The following is a 20,146-nucleotide window of genomic DNA, read 5'->3' as shown; positions in this document are numbered from 1 at the left end:
AGTTGCCCTCACTTTCGTGAACGACATCGGACTAATGTAGGGCTTGCTCGCGAAGGCGTCAGCAAAAACACCACCGACTCAAGCCATGCCGAGGGTTCTGGCCAAAAAGGGCGCCGTCCGGCTCTTTTTACTCTTGGCGACCTTCTGCGGTGTGCCTGCAATAACAATCTTCCCGCCCTGATCCCCCGCCCCCGGGCCGATGTCGATCACCCAGTCACTCTGTGCAACCACGCGCATTTCATGTTCGACGACGATCACCGTATGCCCCGCCGTTACCAGCGTATTCAACTGTTCGAGCAAGCGATCGACATCCCTTGGGTGCAAACCCGTGGTGGGCTCGTCGAGTACATACAACGTTGCCCCGCGCTGGTTGCGTTGCAGCTCGGTGGCCAGTTTGATCCGCTGGGCTTCGCCGCCCGACAGCTCGGTCGCCGGCTGGCCGAGGCGCAGGTAACCCAGGCCGATATCGCGCAGCACCTCCAGCGAGCGACGAATGCCCGGTTGTTCAGCGAACACCGTGACCGCCTCATCCACCGTCAGCTGCAACACCTGAGCGATGTTCAACCCTTGCCAGATGATTGCCAGCGTCTCGGGGTTGTAACGCGCGCCGTGACAGGTCGAGCACGGTGCATAGACGCTGGGCATGAACAGCAACTCGACGCTGACAAAGCCTTCACCTTCGCACGTCGGGCAACGGCCCTTGGCAACATTGAAGGAGAACTGACCGGCGTCGTAACCCGCGGCCTGTGCCTGGGGGGTGGCGGCGTACAGTTTGCGCACGTTGTCGAAGAGCCCGGTGTAGGTCGCCAGGTTCGAGCGCGGTGTGCGGCCGATGGGTTTCTGATCGACTTGCACCAGGCGCTTGATCGATTCCAGTCCCGCCGAGACCTGACCGCCGCTGACTTGCGGTGCGTCGTCCTCAAGGCTCAACTCCTGCGGCTCGCTGTCACTTGCCGTGCGCCCGAGATGCGCGCCCACCAGTTCCAGCAACGCCTGACTGACCAGGCTCGATTTACCGGAACCGGAGACGCCGGTCACCGCGGTAAAACAGCCCAGCGGGAATTCGACGCTGAGGTTGTTCAGGTTATTGCGAGTGATGCCTTCCAGCCGTAGCCAATCGTTTGCCTTACGGCTGGTTTGGGGCTGAGTGACCTGCTCGGCGAACAGATAAGCGCGCGTCTGCGAGCTCGCCACCTGCGCCAACCCTGGCGGCGGTCCGCTGTACAGGACTTGGCCGCCATGCTCGCCGGCCGCCGGGCCTACGTCGATCAACCAGTCAGCGCGACGCATGGTTTCCAGGTCATGCTCAACCACGAACAAGGTGTTGCCCGCGGCTTTCAAGCGTTGCAGGGCTTCGAACAGCGCTTCACCATCCGCCGGGTGCAGACCGGCCGACGGTTCATCCAGCACGTAGATCACGCCGAACAACTGCGAACCCAATTGCGTCGCCAGGCGCAGACGCTGCAACTCACCGGACGACAGCGTCGGCGTGCTGCGTTCCAGCGCCAGGTAACCGAGCCCCAGATCGGTCAACGTGCTGACCCGTTCCAGCAAGTCCTGAGCGATCCGCTGCGCGGCCAGGCGTTTCTCCACTGACAGGTTCGGCGTGTGGCGTACATCCGGCGCGTTGGCGTGACCACTGGCACCGTGGGCCACTCGTTGCTCGCGGGCCTCGCGGGTCTGGTCGTGCGTCAATACCTCACCCGCCGCCTCGGTCTGTTCGAGGTAGCTGTGAGCGGCCACTGGTTTCAAGACTTCGGCCACTTGCAGCAACGGCATCTGCGACAGTTCGCCGATGTCGTAACCGGCAAAGGTCACCGACAATGCCTCGAGTTTGAGCCGTTTGCCATCGCACAACGGGCACGGGCTGCCGAGCATGAATTGCGAGACGCGCTTCTTCATCAGCGCGCTTTGGGAATGGCTGAAGGTGTGCAGGATATAGCGCCGGGCGCCGGTGAACGTGCCCTGGTAACTCGGTTCCATTTTGCGTTTAAGCGCGATTTTGGTTTCTTCGGGAGTGAGCCCGGCATACACCGGCACCGTGGGTGTTTCTTCGGTGAAGAGAATCCAGTCGCGCAGTTTTTTCGGCAGATCACGCCAGGGTTTGTCGACGTCGTAACCCATCGTCACCAGGATGTCGCGCAGGTTCTGTCCCTGCCAGGCGGTGGGCCAGGAGGCGACCGCGCGCTGGCGAATGGTCAGGCTCGGGTCCGGGACCATCAATGCTTCGGTGACTTCATACACCCGCCCCAATCCATGACATTCGGGGCACGCGCCCTGGGGCGTGTTGGGCGAAAAATCTTCGGCATACAGCATTGGCTGCCCCGGCGGATAACTGCCGGCCCGGGAGTACAGCATGCGGATCAGGCTCGACAACGTCGTCACGCTGCCCACCGAAGAGCGAGTGCTCGGTGTACCCCGTTGTTGTTGCAAGGCCACCGCCGGCGGCAAGCCTTCGATGGAGTCGACGTCCGGCACCCCGACCTGATCGATCAGACGCCGCGCATAAGGCGCCACGGATTCGAAATAGCGGCGTTGCGCTTCGGCGTAGAGGGTCGAGAACGCCAACGACGACTTCCCCGAACCGGACACGCCAGTGAACACCACCAGGGCGTCCCGGGGGATGTCGACATCGATGTTCTTGAGGTTGTGTTCCCGGGCGCCGCGCACCCTGACCATGCCGGAAGGAGGGTTGGAGGTGCGTGTGGATGTCATCAGGTGGCCTTAATGAAATTGCAGGAAAAACACAAAACCAATGTGGGAGCGAGCCTGCTCGCGAATGCAATTTATCATTCAACGTTAATATCGACTGACACGACGCTTTCGCGAGCAGGCTCGCTCCCACATTGGATCTGTTTAGCCGTTGAGGACGGTGCGAACCATTTGGGTAAGCGCCTCGGGACCATAAGGTTTGCTCAGCAAGTAAGTGCCGGGGCTGAGTTGGTGATTGCGCGAAATAATGTCACGGGTGTGGCCCGAGGTGAACAGCACAGCCAGCGGCGGCGTCTGCATCTTGGCCCAGGCGGCCAGGTCCGAACTTTTGATCAGACCAGGCATGACCACGTCGGTGAAAATCAGGTCCACCACCGCGCCCTCCAGCAACATCTGCATCGCGACGTCACCGTTGGCCGCCGTCAGGACTTGATAACCTTCTTCGCGCAGTAGCTCCACTGCTGAGCTGCGAACCGCCTCGTTGTCCTCGACCACCAGAATGGTTTCGTGTCCGCCTCGCTGTTGCGGATCATGACGTGTCGTTTCGCTGAGTATCGGGCGCAGGCTGCGAGGGAAATACAGCTGCACCCGAGTGCCCTGCCCGACCACGCTGGAAATCTCGATATGCCCGCCACTCTGCTTGACGAAACCGAACACCATGCTCAGGCCCAGACCCGTGCCCTGGCCATCGGGCTTGGTGGTAAAAAACGGTTCGAAAGCCTGTGCGAGTACCTGCGGCGACATGCCAACCCCTCTGTCAGCCACCGCCACGCAGACATAATCGCCGGCGACGATGCCCTTGCCTGCACAAAACTTGCTATCAAGGGCAATGTTCTCGGCGCTCAGGTCAATGGTCCCCTCGCCTTTCATGGCGTCACGGGCATTGATTGCCAGATTGAGGACGGCGTTTTCCAGTTGATTGCGGTCCACGTAGACGTGCCAAAGAGCTTCGGCAGCGGTGACATCGATCTGAATGGTTTCCCCCAGCGCCCGCTGCAACAATTCCCCAAGTCCATCGAAGACCTGGCGCAGGTCGCAGACCGCTGGCGACAAGGGCTGACGACGGGCGAACGCGAGCAATTGCGAAGACAGTTTGGCGCCGCGCTCGACCGCGGCAATCGACGCACTGACCCGGCGCTGCACATTGGCGTTGTCCGGTTCATGCCGCGCCAGCAAGTGTAGGTTGCCGGCGATCACCTGCAACAGGTTGTTGAAGTCATGGGCCACGCCGCCGGTGAGACCGCCGATGGCTTCGAGTTTCTGCGATTGACGCAGTTGTTCTTCAGCGGCCAGCCGCGCTTCGACTTCGTCGGCAACGCGTTGCTCCAGATTGCGGGTGAACTTGAGCAGGGATTCTTCGGCGGTCTTGCGCTCGTGGATATCGATCAACACCCCGGGAAAACGGAACGGTTCGCCCTGTTCATTGAACTCGCAGCCACCACTCGCCTGCACCCACAGATAACTGCCATCCGGACGCAGGACCCGATACTCGGCGTTAAAGGGTTCGCCGGTTTCCACTGATTGATTGATCTGCTCCTGTACCCAGCTGCGGTCATCGGGATGGATCCGTGCTTCGGCGATGTCCGTTGGCAGGTCGGCCAGGTTTTGCTCCGGCGGGTAGGAAAAGGTGCGGGCGAAACGCTCGTCACCGGAGAGCGCATTGCCCTTGATGTCCCAGACGAACGAGCCGAGCAAAGCCCCGGCATTGAGCGCCAGGCGCACCCGTTCGTTATCAGCGTGATAGGCGTCCTCGGCGGCCTGACGGCGGCGCTCGGAAATAACATGCTCGGTGGTCTCGACCACCATCGCCATGACCCCGGCCGGTTTCCCGTCATCATCCGCCACCGGGCTGTAATAGAGGTCCAGCCAGACGTCTTCGGGTATCCCGTCGCGCAGCAGCTCCAGGACTTTGTTGCGATAGGACAAGGTGCCGCCGGCCAGGCAGGTGTCGACCACATGCCGATTGAAGTCGGCGACTTCGGGCCAGCCCAGTTCCACCGGGGAGCCCAACAGGTAAGGATGGCGGCCACCGGCAAACGTCGAGTACGCATCGTTATAGATCATGTAACCCGGTCGGCCCCACAGCATCACCATCGGCAGTGGGGACGCGAGCATCAACTGCACCGCGCTGCACAGGCTTGCGGGCCAGGTGTCCATGTTTCCCAGCTCAGTCACGCTCCAGTCGAACGCGCGGATGCGCCCGGCCATTTCACCGTTCCAGCCGGCACACCCGTGGCTATCGTCTAGAAACTGCATCGACTGATTCCGTGTCCCTGTAGATGACTGGCTTAAGGGATCGCAACGGCATGAGGACGGTGCGAGCCCGTCTGTTTCGAGCATCGCCGTCGCTAATGGTTTCATAGAGGTTAGCTGATTCACATCATCCAGGCTTTTGTGGCAATGGGAGTGTGCCCTGGGGGTGAACCTTGTAGCAGCTGGCGAAGCCTGCGTTCGGCTGCGAAGCAGTCGTAAACCCTGCATCCGAGTTTGTCCTGTCACACCGAGATGTTTGATTTCACGACGGCTTCGCCGCCGAACGCAGCCTCGCAGGCTCGGCAGCTGCTACAAGGTTTCAGCGTGGCTAAACCTCGATCAGGTGCTTGAGCGGGTGGTAGCCGGTTTTCAGCGTGGCGGCGACGTCGAGAATGGCCTTCTCGATGCCATTCAAATGCATGCAGGTCAGTTCGATCGCAGCGCTCTGGTTGCCGGCTTCGATGTACTCGATCAGCCGCAGGTGTTCATCGTCGCGGCAAGCTTCGTGACTGTCGTCATCCAGCGCGGCGGCGTACAGCGAGGCGCGGGAAATCAGCTTGCGGAACCAGTCCAGCAACACCGGGTTGTTCAGGCTTTGCGCGAGCTTGATGTGGAACTCGCCAAGCAGATGAATCAGCCGTTCATGGTCGCCACTGCGGTGCGCTTCATCCTCCAGTAACAGGTGATCACGCAGGTCCTGGGTCACGGCAGTATCACGACGACGACAGAGCTCAGTGACGATGCCGATCTCGATCAGACGCCTCGTTTCAAACAGCGAGCGGATCTCCTCATCACTGGGCAACGACACCGACGCCCCTTTGTTGGGCTCGGTGGTGACCAGACCATCGGCCTCCAACTGCTTGAGCGCGGCACGAACCGACGTCCGGCTGACATTAAAAAGTTCGGCCAATGACGCTTCGCCGAGCTTCATCCCGGGACGCAATGAACGCTTGCTGATCGCCTCGTAAACCCCTTGGTAGACGCGGTCGACCGTGGTCTCGAGTTTTTTCTCGGTCATCTGAACACTCCTTTAGCGCTAAGCAACCAGCCCCTGCCGACGATCAGCCCTTTCAAAAGGGGGTTGCACGAGCAGATTAATCCGGTTATTTCTAGATTGCATCCAGATATTGCATACAATAATTAGAGGAATGCACCAATATGGGTCATCCAACAGCGATTGAAGTGCGTAACGTCTCCAAGCGGTATTCCGACGATCCGGGGCTGGCTCCAGCCCTCGACAACGTTTCAGTCGACATTGCCGACAATGAATTCTTCACCCTGCTCGGCCCTTCCGGCTGCGGCAAGACCACTTTGTTGCGGACCATCGCCGGCTTCGAACAGGTCAGCGAGGGCGAGATCCGTCTGGCGGGCGAGCCGGTCAATGATTTGCCACCGTTCAAGCGCCGGGTCAACACCGTATTCCAGAGCTACGCGCTGTTTCCGCACATGAGCGTCGCGCAGAATATCGCCTTCGGCCTCGAGATGCAGGGTCTTGATCGCAAGCTCATCCCGCAACGTGTCGAAGAGATGCTGACGCTGGTGCAAATGCAACACTTGGCCCAGCGCAAACCGGCCGAGTTGTCCGGCGGCCAGCAGCAGCGCGTGGCCCTGGCCCGGGCCTTGGCGCCGAAACCCAAAGTGCTGTTGCTCGACGAACCGCTGTCGGCGCTGGACTTGAAGCTGCGCAAGGAAATGCAGGTCGAACTCAAGCGCGTACAGAAGGAAGCCGGGATCACCTTCATTTTCGTCACCCACGACCAGGAAGAAGCGCTGACCCTGTCCGACCGCATCGCCGTGATGTCCGCCGGCAAGATCCTGCAAATCGGCACACCGAACGATATCTACGAACGGCCGCAGCACCGTTTCGTTGCTCAATTCATCGGCGACATCAACTTCCTCCCCGGCCACATCAAGCGCGGCCAGCAGAACGAAAAACTGTTCGTGCCGAGCGGCATGCCGGTGGAGATCCCTTGCCCGGCTCAAGGCTTCGACGGCACCAAAGTGCAACTGGCGTTCCGCCCGGAACGCTCGCAATTGGTCGACCCGGCGCAACCGCACCACCTGCGCGGCGTCATTGAAGCGGTGCTGTATGTCGGCACCGCGACCCTTTACCAGTGCCGGTTGAACAACGACATCAAGGTCATGTTGCGCGAGAACAACGAAGGCCTGAACCGCAGCCGGGTGGTCGGTGATCGCGTCGCGGTCAACCTGCCGCCCCACGCCTGCCTGTTGATGGAGGCCTGAGATGAGCGTCAGCAGCACTTCTCCCGCCCTCAACCGTGCGCTGTTGCTCAGCCCGGTGGTTCTGACTTTGCTGGCGTTGATCGCCATTCCGCTCGGCATCATGGGCTACATCAGCCTGTTGCCGCGCAACGTGTATGGCGGCGTCGACTGGCAGGCCGACTGGCAATTGCAAAGCTACGTGCAATTGTTTTTCCAGGAAGGTTTCGACGGTGAACTGGAACTGAACTGGGTCTACGCCCAGGCGCTGTTGCGCTCGGTGTTCCAGGCCGGCGGCACCACCCTGCTGTGTTTCCTGTTCGGCTTCCCGGTGGCGTTGTGGATGTCGAGCCTGACACCGCGTCGGCGCAACCTCATGGTGTTGCTGATCACCATCCCGTTCTGGACCAACCTGCTGATCCGCAACTACGCGTGGCTGATCATTCTGCGCGAGCATGGCTGGGTTGCTCAGAGCCTCAACGCACTGTTCCCCCAGGCCGGTGGCATCACCCTGCTCTACAACGACTTCGCCGTCAGCGTCGGGCTGGTCTACAGCTTCTTGCCGTTCATGATTCTGCCGATCTACTCGACCCTGGAAAAACTCGACTGGCGTCTGGTGGAAGCCGCTTACGACCTCGGCGCCAATCGCTGGCATGCGTTGCGGCGGATCATCCTGCCGCTGTCGATGCCCGGCGTGATTGCCGGCGCGCTGCTGGTGTTTGTGCCGAGTCTCGGTGCCTTCATCACCCCGGCGATTCTCGGCGGCGGCAAGACACTGATGATCGGCAACCTGATCCAGCAACAGTTCGGCACCGCGCGCAACTGGCCGCTGGGCAGTTCGTTGTCGTTCCTGCTGCTGGGGATTCTGCTGCTGTCCCTGGTGCTTTACGCCCTTTATAGCCGCAGCACCGCCAAAACCCTTCGTCGGGGAGCCACCGCATGATCGCCCTGCACCTGAAAAAACTACCGCTGACCCGCGAAGTCAGCCTGCTGATCCTGGCCTATCTGTACGTGCCGATCTTTGTGCTGATCGCCTACAGCTTCAACGCCAACCGTTCGGCCACGGTGTGGACCGAGTTCTCCTTCGCCTGGTACGGAAGGATTCTGGCTAACCCGTCGATCCAGACCGCAGCGCTGAACTCGATCATCGTCGCCGGCATCGCCACGGTTTTTGCCACGGCGATTGCGTTGCTCGCGGCGCTGGCGACTTACCGCCCGTTCTATGGACAGAAGATGGTCGAGGGCGGGATCAACCTGCCGCTGATCCTGCCGGAGATTGTCACTGCCGTGGCCACCCTGCTGCTGTTCATGGCGCTGGGGATCAAGCTCGGTTTGCTGACGGTGATTGTTGCGCACATCGGCTTCTGCATTCCTTTCGCGTACCTGCCGATCCGTGCGCGGCTCAATGACCTCGACAAGAGCTTGCTGGAGGCGGCGAACGATTTGTACGCCAACCCGTGGCAGGTTTTTCGTCGGGTGACGCTGCCGCTGCTGTGGCCGGCGGTGTTGTCCGGTTCGGTGTTGGCGTTCGTGGTCAGCCTCGACGATTTCATCATGACCTTCTTCGTTGCCGGCCCCGGTTCGACGACGTTGCCGGTGTACATCTTCTCGGCGATCAAATCCGGTGTCACGCCGGAGATCAACGCGATTTCGACCCTGATGCTGGTGATTTCCATCGTGCTGGTGGTGCTGGCCTTCTGGCTGGGACAGCGCGGCAAAAACCAATGAGCCCTTTCCTTCGCGGTACTTTCGGAGCGTAAAACCATGATGTTGAAAAACACGATCTTCAAAAGCATGCGTTACGGCGTCGCCGGTCTGGCCCTCAGTTGCTTCAGCGTTTTCACCGCCCAGGCCGCCGAACCCAAGGAATTGTTCTTCTACAACTGGACCGACTACTACCCGGTGGAACTGCTGGCCAAGTTCGAAAAGGAGACCGGGATCAAGGTCACCATGGACGGCTACGACAGCAACGAAACCTTGCTGGCCAAGTTGCAGGCCGGTGGGGCAGCGTATGACGTGATCGTGCCGTCGCAATCGATCATGCGCACGTTGATCAACCAGAACCTGCTACTGCAAATCGACGCGTCGACCTTGCCCAACTTCCAGTACGTCAAACCGGCGTTCCGCGACCCGAGTTTCGACCCCGGTCGCAAGTTCTCCGCCCCGTACCTGTGGGGCACCACCGGGTTTTCCTATGACAGCGCGCGGGTGCCCGGCGGCAAACTGGACGATTCATGGAAAGAGTTCTTCGAACCGCGCAAGGAACTCGAAGGCCAACTCGCCGCCCTCGACACCTCCAGCAGTGTGATCAACGCCGCCAGCCATTACCTGAACGTCGACGAATGCAGCGAAAACCCGCAGGACGCCAAGCGCATTCTGGAGCTGCTGAAAAAACAGAAACCGCACTTGAAGATGTACAGCTCGGACAACACCGTCGACCGCATGGCCTCCGGTGAAGTGATCATGATGCAGAACTGGAACGGCTCCACCGCCCGGGCCACGTTGCAAAAAAGCACCATCAAATACGTGTACCCGCGCGAAGGCCTGGCGATGTTCCAGGACAACTTCGCCGTACCGAAAAGCGCCCCGCACCCTGGCAACGCGAAGATCTTCATCGACTGGATGATGAAGCCGGAAAACGCCGCCGCCGTGTCCAACGCCATCGCCTACGCCAACGGCATCCAGAGCGACAAACTGATCGACGCCAAATGGCGGGTGATGGACGCGATCAACATGCCCGACGAGTTCGCCTCGCGCCTGCGCCCGGAAAAAGAGTGCAGCAACAAGGCGCGTGAGCTGCAGGACCGGATCTGGTCGAAGCTCAAGGGCTGATCCTAGACCGCCCCCTCACCCTAACCCTCTCCCGGAGGGAGAGGGGACTGACCGGGTAATATTTAAGGATTGCTGCGACCTGAAAATCCTTCTCTGAATCCGAAATTGACTCGATCTTTCAGGTCACCGAATTCCTCGGAATTAACTCGGTCAGTCCCCTCTCCCTCCGGGAGAGGGTTAGGGTGAGGGAAAGATTTCACGCAAGGAACAAAAGGTCAGGAAGCACCGCATTCCAACCGAATTTAAAGAACAAATGAGGCTCCTATGTCCCAACCCCGCTGGCTACGCAACGTGCGCCCCTACGGTTCCACCGCCGAAGACCTGTTGATCGAAAACGGCCTGTTCAAGCAACGCCGCCCGGCATCGACCGCTGCCCTGACCACCACCGACATCGACGGCCAAAACCAGCTCCTCACCCCTGCCCTGGTGGAAAGCCACGTCCACCTCGACAAAACCCTCTGGGGCCAACCCTGGCGCCCGAACAGCGCCGGCCCGACGCTCAAGGATTACATTGCCAACGAGCGCCGCGTGCTGCGTGAAGTCCAGGCACCCATCGCCCAACGCGCCGGCGCCCTGCTGGAAAACTGCATCGCCCGTGGCTCGCTGACGATGCGTTGTCACGTCGACATCGACCCGGAATTCGGCCTGCGCCATGTCGAGGCCATGCAACAGCTGCGCGAAGGCTACCGCGACCTGATCGACCTGCAACTGGTGGTGTTCCCGCAAACCGGCCTGATCAGCCGCCCCGGCACCGCCGAACTGATGCGCGAAGCCATGGCCCTGGGCGTGGAAAACGTCGGCGGCCTCGACCCGTGCGGCATCGACAATGACCCGATAGCACAGCTCGACTTCGTGTTTAAGCTGGCCTGCGAATTCGAGCGTGGCGTCGACATTCACCTGCACGACAAGGGCGAACTGGGCCTGTGGCAGATCGCACTGATCGCCGACTACACCGAACGCTTCGGGCGTCAGGGTCGGGTGATGATCAGCCACGCTTACTGCCTTGGGATGTTGCCGTGGAGCCAGGTCAAACCGGTGGCCGAACGCCTGGCGGCGCTGAACATTTCGCTGATGAGTTCGGCACCGGCCGATTGCGCGGTGCCGCCGTTCCTCGCCCTGCGCGAGGTCGGGGTGAACGTGTGCCTGGGTTCGGACGGCATTCGTGATGCCTGGTCGCCCATGGGCAACGGCGACATGCTGGAACGGGCGATGCTGCTGGCCTTTCGTTTCGACTTGAACAAGGACGATGAACTGACGGCGGCGTTCGAAGCCGCGACGGTGAATGGCGCTCGGGCGTTGGGCTGTGAAGGTTATGGGCTGGAGATCGGCCAACCGGCGGACTTTTTGCTGATGCCGGTGCAGACGCTGGGTGAGGCGGTGGTGTCGCGGCCGGCGCGGCAGGTTTATCGCGGCGGTGAGTTGATCGCCTCCGGTGGCCGTCTGCTGGAAAGCCGCTTGTGAAAAGGATTGGATTGAAAGCCAGTTGCGTGGTCGGGTTCGACGGCACACAGCATGTGCTGTGGCGCGACGGCCAAGTGGTGTTCGAAGGTTCGCGCATCGTGTTTGTCGGGCGGGATTATCCGGGGCCGGTGGACCAATGGATTGATTACGGCAAAGCGTTGATCGGTCCGGGCTTCATCGATCTGGATGCACTCGGGGATCTTGATTCGACGGTGCTGACGCTGGACAACGGCGATGAACGCGACATGGGCCGGATGTGGTCCGAGGACTACCTGACGGCAGGTCCGCGAGAGAGTTACAGCGCAGATGAAGAAGTCTTCAAATACCGCTACGCCTTCACTCAGCTGATCCGCAACGGCATCACCACCGCCATGCCGATCACCTCGATGTATTACCGCGAGTGGGCCGAAACCTACGACGAATTTTCTGCGGTGGCCGGTGTGGCGGCCGAGTTGGGGCTGCGGACTTACCTCGGCCCCTGCTACATGAGCGGCATGAGTTTCTGGCGCGCCGATGGAACCCTCGGGCATCACTGGGATGAAGCGCGAGGCATGGCGGGGCTCGACGCGGCTGCTCGGTTTTTCAATGATTTCGACGGCGCACACGAGGGTTTGATTCGTGGCGCGCTGCTGCCGGACCGTATCCAGACCTGCACCCCGGCTCTGCTGCAACGCACTGCCGCGCTCAGCCGGGAACTGAACGCGCCGATGCGTTTGCATTGCTGCCAGGGGCTCGGCGAGGTGGCGATGGTCGAGCAACTGCGCGGTACTTCGCCGCTGGGTTGGTTGCAGCAACTGGATCTGCTGACCCCGCGCAGTCTGCTGCCCCACGGCATCTACACCTCCGGCGAAGACGATCTGCAACGCGTGGCGGATAGCGGCGCGAGTCTGGTGCATTGTCCGGTGGTGTTTGCCCGTGACGGCGAGGCGCTGAACTCCTTCGGTCGCTATCGGGCCAAGGGCATCAACTTCGCCTTGGGCACCGACACCTGGCCGGCGGATTTGCTGGAAAACATGCGCCAGGGTCTGAACATCGCGCGATTGATGGAGGGCGGCAACTCGCTCACCACCACGCTGGACCTGTACAACGCCGCCACTCTCGGCGGCGCCAAGGCTTTGGGCCGCGATGATCTCGGCCGTTTGGCGCCGGGCGCCAAGGCTGATATCACGGTGTTCAACCTTCGCGGTCTGCACCTGGGGCCACTGTTCGACCCACTGAAAAACCTGGTATTGGCCGGGCGCGGTGACGACTGCATCGCCAGCTACATCAACGGCTGCTGCGTGATGCAGGACGGTCAGGTTCAAGGCGTCGACTACCCCGCCCTGCAACGCCAGGCCCAACAACAATTCGAAAAACTGATGCGCAGCCACAGCGACCGGGCCTTCGGCCAACCGGACTGGAAAGGCCTGTTCAAACCGGCCATCCCGTTCGCTGACGACTACAGCGCACACGCGCCGCTGAGCGCGATTGATCCCCTTCTTTAGAGAGTTCTGCCCATGCAAAGCTTCGACTTCAGCCAATTGAGCCCGCGAGACAAGTACAAGATTCTGATCGGCAGCGTGGTGCCACGGCCGATTGCTCTGGTCACCACCATCGACGGCGAAGGCCGGATCAACGCCGCGCCGTTCAGCTTCTTCAACGCCCTCTCGGCCGACCCGCCGATCCTCGCGTTGGGCGTGGAAAACTACGGCGACCAAAGTCCCAAGGACACCACGCGCAATATCCAGCTCAACCAGGAATTCACCGTCAACATCGTCAGCGATGCCCTGGTGGAAGCCATGAACGTCTGCGCCGTGCCGTTCGCCCCCGGTTTCGACGAGCTGACGGCCGCCGGCCTCACTGCCATTCCCGGCACCACGGTCAAATGCCCACGGATTGGCGAAGCCCCGGTGGCGTTGGAATGTCGACGGATGATGGCGCTGTCCATCGGACAGTCCCGGGAGATTATCTTTGGCGAAGTGCTGATGGCGCATGTGCGGGATGAATTGATCGACCCGAAAACCTTGTATATCGATCAACTCGGGCTCGATGCGATTGGCCGGATGGGTGGGCATGGGTATGCGCGCACACGCGATTATTTTGATTTGCCAACACGGTCGTTGCAGGCGTGGACGGAGACGCCGGGGGGTGGGGAGCGGTTTTGGCCGTCAGGTAAATGATCGTTCCCGCGCTCTGCGTGGGAACGATCCTGCACAGAGGGTTCAGTCAGTGCCGTATTTCGGCGAACGCGGCCCGTACAGCAACCCCGCCGGTTGTCCTGCCGACAGCAGCCGAGCGCTGGTCACGCCGGCAATCGGGTGACCGGCGTCGGTGGAACTGTTGATGATCTGCTTCACCGCCGCCGTAATCAGCATGCCAATCAAACCGCCGCCACCGTTGTTACCGCCCTCCTCGCTCGAAGCCCGAGCCGAGCCGGTCCACAGGGTGGTGCCGCTCTTGAGGTCCACCAGTTTCGCGCTGGCCGTAACCACGGTTTCGCTGCTGATGATCATGTAGCGAGTGCCGTAGTCCGTCACAGTGATGTACAGCGCAGCATCGGCACCGAAGATTTCTTGCAGTTTGTTGGCCGGTGCCTGATGGATATCCGCCGGCGTGGTCAAGCCATTCTGGCGGAACGTCTCATCGACCAGGGTGATCGGCAGCACGTAGTAACCGGCTTCAGCCAACGGGTACGTGACCTGCGACAACAGGCTGTAGGACGCCTTGACGTCCGGCGAGTTGTTCAGCGGCGGCAGCACCAGAATGGTTTTTGGACGACTTTGCTTGTACGCCGAATAGTCCACGGTCTTGGGGCTGACGCAGCCACCGAGCACGGCCAGCGCCAGCAGCCCGGCCATCAGTTTCAATGAGCGTGCGATCATTGGGTGTCTCCGGTCTTGGCGTTTTTAAGCAGAAAGTCCATGTACGGCGTCGACTCGGGGAACAACGTCTTCTCGGTTCTGAATTGCTGCACCATCTGATCGTCCTTGCCCATGCTCAGGTATAACAGCCCCAAGTGAGCGTGGTAGCCAGGCGGCGGTGTCCTGCCGGTGGACCTGATTTTCTGCAAATCGCGCTCAAGGGCTTCGGCCTGAGCTTCCTTGGGCTCTTCACCCTTGAAGTACTCGTAGACTTCCGGCTGGTAGCTTTCCCACTGGTAAAGGGTTTTCGGGCCGCTGTTGCAGCCGGCCAACAGGCCACTGACCAGCACGGTCGACGCCATCAGCGCCCATTTCGCATACATCTTGAACATGCTTGTACCGCTCCTTGTCATCGACCTTGATCAGTTGCCCGGTTTCCATGCACCGGCATTCATGCCGTCCACCAGACGATTGATCGCCTCGCGCATGGCCAGGTCGAGCACTTTGCCGTTCAGGGTCGAATCGTAGGCAGCGGTGCCGCCAAAGCCGATGACTTCACGGTTGGACAAGGCGTATTCGCCCGCGCCCTGAGTCGAATAAACCACTTCGGACGTGCTGATATTGACGATGTTCAAATTGACCTTGGCGTAGGCCACCTGGGTCTTGCCGCGACCGAGAATGCCGAACAACTGGTGATCGCCAGTCTCTTTGCGGCCGAACTCGGTGACATCACCGGTGACCACAAAGTCAGCACCCTTGAGGCGCTGGGATTGGCCCTTGATCGCGGCCTCCTGCTGGATCTCGCCCATGTTGTCGCGATCCAGCACGCTGAAGCGGTTGGTTTGCTGCAAGTGAGTGATCAGGATGGTCTTGGCCTGACCGCCGAGGCGATCCACACCGTCGGAAAAGATCCCGCGCATGTAGCTCGAACGGTTGTCGAACTTGCCGACCGCCATGGGTACGCGAACGCCGGCATAAGCGAGGCTGGCGCTTTCGACCTTTTCTACCGGCAAGGCGCGCGAGCTTTCGGTCGCACACCCGGCTATCGCGCCGAAGAGGGCAATCGCTGCCGTCGATACCAACATCCGAGAGATCATTCTCACTGTGCATTCCTTTTGAAAAACGGTTTATCCCGGCACGGCAATAGCCAGCCACTGCGGGTTGCAGCGGCAAAAAAGCGAGGGGGATTCAAATCGACAATCGACGTGCGGGACGTCGGCGGCCGGCATTATGCCAAAGTGCCATCACTGAGGACAGTGCTTATTTTACTTTTGACGTCAACGCATTGGCTGGCGCATCAAATTAACTCTATGGGGGCAAGCCCCTCGCCACAGGTCAGCGGAAATCCCGGCTGCGCACACTGATGCCGTCGAGCAACGGGCTCAAATCGCTCAACCGTCCGGCAATCAAATGCCGCACTTCGCCTTCCTTTTCCCAGCGCCCGTCGACCTTGAGCAATTGCGAGCCAACCAACACCTGGCGCTGCCGGTCGGCCAGGTCGCGCCAGACAATGACGTTGACGTTGCCGAACTCATCTTCAAGGGTGACAAAGGTCACACCACTGGCGGTGCCCGGGCGTTGTCGACCGGTCACCAGACCGGCGACGCTGACCGGTCGCCCATGCTCGACCTCCAGCAGTTCCTTCGAACTGCGGCAGCGCCGGGCTTTCAATTCACCCCGCAACAACGCCAGCGGATGCGGACCGAGCGTGGTGCCGACACTGTTGTAATCGGCTAGCAGGTCCTCGCCGACGGTGGGTTTGGGCAAACACACCGCACCCTCCTCCTGACTCGGCAGACCGGCAAACAAGCCGAGCTGTTTCTGCACACCCGCCACTTCCCAGCGCGCCCGATGACGGTCACCCGCCAGGCCACGTAGCGCACCGGCATCGGCCAGTTGTTCCTGGGCGCGGGCGTCGAGTCGCGCCCGTTCGCCGAGGTCGGCAATGTCGATAAACGCCCCCTTCGACCTCGCCGTTTCGATGCGCCGGGCATCGTCCTCACGAAAGCCCTTGATCATCCGTAAACCCATGCGAATCGCTGGCTGGGCACCGGTGATCGGTTCGAGGCTGCAATCCCAGTCGCTGGCGCGCACGTCCACCGGGCGAATTTGCAAATGATGCCGGCGCGCGTCCTGCAGAATCTGGTCCGGGCTATAGAAACCCATGGGCCAGCTGTTGATCAGCGCACAGGCGAAGGCCGCCGGCTCGTGGCATTTCAACCAGCAACTGGCGTAGGTCAGCAAGGCGAAACTGGCGGCGTGGGACTCGGGGAAACCATAACTGCCGAAGCCTTTGATCTGCTCGAAAATCTGCGCGGCAAACTCGGCCGTGTAGCCGTTTTTCTTCATCCCGGCGGCCAGACGATCCTTGTGCGGTTCTAGTCCGCCGTGGCGTTTCCAGGCAGCCATGGAGCGGCGCAACTGATCGGCCTCGCCGGGGCTGTAGTCGGCGGCGACAATCGCGATCTGCATCACTTGTTCCTGAAACAACGGCACGCCCAGGGTGCGCTTGAGCACGGTTTCCAGTGCCGGGGACGGATAGATCTCGGGTTCTTCCTTGTTTCGGCGTCGCAGGTACGGATGCACCATCCCGCCCTGAATCGGCCCCGGACGGACGATCGCCACCTCGATCACCAGGTCATAGAAGGTCCGGGGCTTGAGTCTCGGCAGCATCGACATCTGCGCCCGGGACTCGATCTGGAACACGCCAATGGTGTCGGCACGGCCGATCATGTCGTAGGTCTGCGAGTCTTCGGCCGGGATCGTCGCCAGGCTCAGGTCCCGATTGCGATGACGACGCAACAGATCGAAACAACGGCGGATCGCACTGAGCATGCCCAACGCCAGAATATCCACCTTGAGCAGCCCGACGGCATCGAGGTCGTCCTTGTCCCACTGGATGATGGTGCGCTCGGCCATGGCGGCGTTTTCCACCGGGACCAGGCTGTCCAGAGGCTGCTCGGAAATCACGAAACCGCCGGGGTGCTGGGACAGGTGTCGGGGGAAACCGATCAGCTGCCCCGTCAGGCTGAGCACCCGGCGCAGCACCGGGCTCTCGGGATCGAACCCGCCTTCAAGCAGGCGCTCCACGGGCGGTGTTTCATCACTCCAGTGGCCACAGCAATCGGCCAGGGCGTTGATCTGATCCGGCGGTAAACCCAAGGCCTTGGCCACATCACGCACCGCGCCGGCCGCGTGATACGTACTGACCACCGCTGTGAGCGCCGCGCGGGTCCGGCCATAACGCTGGAACACGTACTGCAAGACTTCTTCACGACGTTCGTGTTCGAAATCGACGTCGATGTCCGGCGGTTCGTTGCGCTCTTTGGAAAGAAAGCGCTCGAACAACAGCGTGGTGCGATCCGGATCGATTTCCGTGATGCCCAAGGCAAAGCACACTGCGGAGTTGGCCGCCGAACCACGGCCCTGACACAGGATTTTTTGCTCACGGGCGAATCGCACAATGTCGTGAACCGTCAGGAAATAGCTTTCGTAGCCCAGCTCGGCGATCAGCTCCAATTCCTTGTCGATCTGCGTCAGCACCTGGGCCTGCGGGCCTTTTGGCCAGCGCCACGCGATGCCCTCCTCGGTCAGATGACGCAGCCAGGACGTGGCGGTCTCGCCTTCTGGCGCCAACTCCCGGGGATATTGATAACGCAACTGACCGAGGTCGAAGGTGCAGCGCCGGGCGATGTTCAGCGTTTCGTCGAGCAGTGTTTGCGGATAGATCGATTGCAGAGCATCGAGACTGCGCACATGCCGCTCGCCATTGGGATGAAGACGCAGCCCGGCCTCCGCTACCGGCACGTGATGACGGATCGCGGTCATGGTGTCCTGCAAGGCGCGCCGCCCACGAGCGTGCATGTGCACATCGCCGCTGGCCACTGCCGGGATTCGCAGCTCTCTCGCCAACATCAACAGCTCGTTCAACCGTCGGGTATCGTCCTGGCCGCGATGCAGCTGGACGGCCAGCCACAGGCGTTCGGCGAAGGTCTGTTTCAGCCAGTGGCCCTGTTCGAAGTCATCGACCGCGTCCGGCACCCACAACGCCAACAGCCCCGGCAAGGGCTCACTGAAGTCTTCCCGCAGCACTTGATACTGGCCTTTCTGCGTGCGGCGTCGGGCTCGGGTAATCAGTCGGCACAGGGTCTGGTAGCCCTCGATATTTTCCACCAGCAGCACCAGTTTCGGGCCGTTCTCGATCCGCACTTCGCTGCCGATAATCAGCGGCAGCTCCACGGATTTGGCTGCTTGCCAGGCGCGGACAATACCGGCCAGGGTGCATTCATCGGTGATTGCCAAGGCCTGATAGCCGTGTTTTTTCGCCCGTTGAAACAGTTCGAGGGCACTGGAAGCACCGCGCTGGAAACTGAAGTTCGACAGGCAGTGCAGTTCGGCGTAATCGATGCTCATGCGAACCACCCCTGCAGCCACAACGGGCCGTCCTCACCGACCGCACGATAGGCCCAGCCCTGCTGGCCGGAACGGGTTTCGATCAGGAAGTAATCGCGACGCACATCGGCGCCGTCCCACCAACCGGACTCGATGCGTTCCGGCCCCATCAGGATACGCGTCGAACCTTCGTGCACCGCCAGCGGTTCAGTCAGCAGCCAGCCCGGACGTTGCACGGCAGGCAGCCCTGCACAGCGCTGACTGTCGACACTGGCCTGCCACGCGCATTCCGGCCGGTGATCGGCCTGGAACCGCAAGGCCTGCACCGCGTCATCCCCCAGCCGCGCGCGCAAGCGTTCGCGCAGTTGCTCCCACGGCAAGGATTGCTGCGGGCGGTCGTCGAACAGCTCCTGATACTGGGGAACGAAGGCCGGCAAGTCTTCGGCGCGCAGGCGAAAACCGCGCACCGGGGCCTCGACCTGGACGTGCTCCAACCGGCCCCGGGCCAGTTCAAAGAGCATCGCCGGATCACGTTCGGCGCTGAGCAGGCCGACCTTGATGACGGTGTCCGGCAACCCGGCGTGCTCCAGGTGCAGGTCAAAACGCTGCACGCCGCTGTCCCGACCGCAAAGAAACGCCGACAGGTCACCGGTCAATCGGCGTAACGGAAACAGCAGCGCCTGATGGGACTGGACATCGAAGTTGAGTTCGATGCGCACATCGAAGCGGTCCGGCGGCAGGTAGAACGTCAGCGCCAGCGGCCGTAACCCGAGCAAGGCGTCCAGATGCTTGAGCACCTGAGCCTCGAAACGCCGGGCCAGACTATGGCGAGGCAACGCCTGAACCTGACTCAAAGTGCGCAGCCCCATGCGCGACAACGCCGTGGCGACGCTGGTTTCCAGCCCGATCCGGTCGATGGGCAACTGCCCAAGATAATGTTGCAAGGCTTGGTCGTCGGGCACCACCAGACCGTCATACGCGTTGGCCAACACCCGCGCTGCCACCGGGTTGGGCGCGGCAACAATCCGATGGCGAAACCCCAACTCGCCGAGCTCGGCCCGCAACCGCGCCTCGAATTGCGGCCAGGCGCCGAACAATCCCAGGCTGGACTCGATTTCAAACACCACCGCACGCGGGTAATGCACGCTGACTTGTGAACTGAATCGATAAGCCCAGGCGGCCAGAAACTGCTGCCAGTGCTCGATCTCGGCAGCGTCGTATTCGGCCGTGACAAACCCTTTGCTCAAGGCCTGGGCGGCGGTCATCGACTGGCCCGGGCGCAAGCCCAGCGCCCGCGCCGAAGCGTTGACCGCTTGCAACACCCGACGCAGGGCCGGACCGGTCAGCAGCGCCAGCGGCTCATCGGGATCGGCGCGCTGACGCAGTACCGCGTCCAGCGCCAATTGCGGAAAGAGAATGCAGACCCAGCGCATGGC

15 protein-coding genes are annotated in these 20,146 nt (G+C 61.3%); 7 read left to right on the top strand and 8 right to left on the bottom strand.

Annotation, left to right across the window (positions count from 1 at the left end; translation table 11 throughout):
- Positions 1-78: 78 nt before the first annotated feature.
- The 3 genes from QFW87_RS11740 to QFW87_RS11730 all read right to left on the bottom strand — a co-directional run bounded on the left by QFW87_RS11740 (position 79) and on the right by QFW87_RS11730 (position 5,983).
- Positions 79-2,715 (bottom strand): excinuclease ABC subunit UvrA, encoded by a 2,637-nt coding sequence (locus tag QFW87_RS11740; protein WP_283190567.1) that lies wholly within the window; start codon positions 2,713-2,715, stop codon positions 79-81.
- A gap of 141 nt (positions 2,716-2,856) precedes the next feature.
- Positions 2,857-4,968: an ATP-binding protein gene (locus QFW87_RS11735; RefSeq protein WP_283190566.1), complete on the bottom strand. Its 2,112-nt coding sequence runs from the start codon at positions 4,966-4,968 to the stop codon at positions 2,857-2,859.
- A 325-nt stretch (positions 4,969-5,293) separates the two neighbouring features.
- A complete protein-coding gene (locus QFW87_RS11730) occupies positions 5,294-5,983 on the bottom strand; it encodes a GntR family transcriptional regulator (RefSeq protein ID WP_008154995.1) in 690 nt (229 codons plus the stop codon).
- A gap of 140 nt (positions 5,984-6,123) precedes the next feature.
- Here QFW87_RS11730 and QFW87_RS11725 point away from each other — a divergent pair, with 140 nt between their 5' ends.
- The 7 genes from QFW87_RS11725 (at position 6,124) to QFW87_RS11695 (ending at position 13,637) form a co-directional block, all read left to right on the top strand.
- Positions 6,124-7,209, top strand: a complete 1,086-nt coding sequence (locus QFW87_RS11725; protein ID WP_283190565.1) for an ABC transporter ATP-binding protein — start codon at positions 6,124-6,126, stop codon at positions 7,207-7,209.
- Between the two features lies 1 nt (position 7,210).
- The gene (locus QFW87_RS11720; RefSeq protein ID WP_283190564.1) at positions 7,211-8,128 is read left to right on the top strand and encodes an ABC transporter permease; all 918 of its coding nucleotides are present in this window, start codon (positions 7,211-7,213) and stop codon (positions 8,126-8,128) included.
- Entirely contained in the window at positions 8,125-8,913 is a 789-nt protein-coding gene (locus QFW87_RS11715) for an ABC transporter permease (RefSeq protein WP_283190563.1), read from the top strand. The genes QFW87_RS11720 and QFW87_RS11715 overlap by 4 nt, the downstream gene beginning before the upstream one ends.
- A gap of 36 nt (positions 8,914-8,949) precedes the next feature.
- A complete protein-coding gene (locus QFW87_RS11710) occupies positions 8,950-10,017 on the top strand; it encodes an extracellular solute-binding protein (RefSeq protein WP_283190562.1) in 1,068 nt (355 codons plus the stop codon).
- 264 nt (positions 10,018-10,281) lie between these two features.
- Entirely contained in the window at positions 10,282-11,478 is a 1,197-nt protein-coding gene (locus tag QFW87_RS11705; RefSeq protein ID WP_283190561.1) for an amidohydrolase family protein, read from the top strand.
- Positions 11,475-12,962 carry an amidohydrolase family protein gene (locus QFW87_RS11700; protein WP_283190560.1) on the top strand — a complete coding sequence of 496 codons (1,488 nt, stop codon included), beginning with the start codon at positions 11,475-11,477 and terminating at the stop codon, positions 12,960-12,962. The genes QFW87_RS11705 and QFW87_RS11700 overlap by 4 nt, the downstream gene beginning before the upstream one ends.
- A gap of 12 nt (positions 12,963-12,974) precedes the next feature.
- Positions 12,975-13,637 (top strand): flavin reductase family protein, encoded by a 663-nt coding sequence (locus QFW87_RS11695; RefSeq protein WP_095129640.1) that lies wholly within the window; start codon positions 12,975-12,977, stop codon positions 13,635-13,637.
- Between the two features lie 42 nt (positions 13,638-13,679).
- Here QFW87_RS11695 and QFW87_RS11690 read toward each other — a convergent pair whose 3' ends face one another.
- From QFW87_RS11690 to QFW87_RS11670, 5 genes are all read right to left on the bottom strand, one after another.
- Positions 13,680-14,339 carry a DUF799 domain-containing protein gene (locus QFW87_RS11690; protein WP_283180503.1) on the bottom strand — a complete coding sequence of 220 codons (660 nt, stop codon included), beginning with the start codon at positions 14,337-14,339 and terminating at the stop codon, positions 13,680-13,682.
- The gene (locus QFW87_RS11685; RefSeq protein WP_283190559.1) at positions 14,336-14,710 is read right to left on the bottom strand and encodes a DUF4810 domain-containing protein; all 375 of its coding nucleotides are present in this window, start codon (positions 14,708-14,710) and stop codon (positions 14,336-14,338) included. The genes QFW87_RS11690 and QFW87_RS11685 overlap by 4 nt, the downstream gene beginning before the upstream one ends.
- A 30-nt stretch (positions 14,711-14,740) precedes the next feature.
- Entirely contained in the window at positions 14,741-15,415 is a 675-nt protein-coding gene (locus QFW87_RS11680; RefSeq protein ID WP_283184580.1) for a CsgG/HfaB family protein, read from the bottom strand.
- Positions 15,416-15,653: 238 nt separating this feature from the next.
- Entirely contained in the window at positions 15,654-18,752 is a 3,099-nt protein-coding gene (locus QFW87_RS11675) for an error-prone DNA polymerase (protein ID WP_283190558.1), read from the bottom strand.
- Positions 18,728-20,143, bottom strand: a complete 1,416-nt coding sequence (locus QFW87_RS11670; RefSeq protein WP_283180506.1) for a DNA polymerase Y family protein — start codon at positions 20,141-20,143, stop codon at positions 18,728-18,730. The genes QFW87_RS11675 and QFW87_RS11670 overlap by 25 nt, the downstream gene beginning before the upstream one ends.
- Positions 20,144-20,146: the final 3 nt, after the last annotated feature.

This window comes from Pseudomonas sp. PMCC200344, assembly GCF_030053095.1.
GTDB lineage: Bacteria > Pseudomonadota > Gammaproteobacteria > Pseudomonadales > Pseudomonadaceae > Aquipseudomonas > Aquipseudomonas svalbardensis.
The sequence above is the reverse complement of the archived record's forward strand: the minus strand, read 5'-3'. Positions and strand labels throughout refer to the sequence as shown.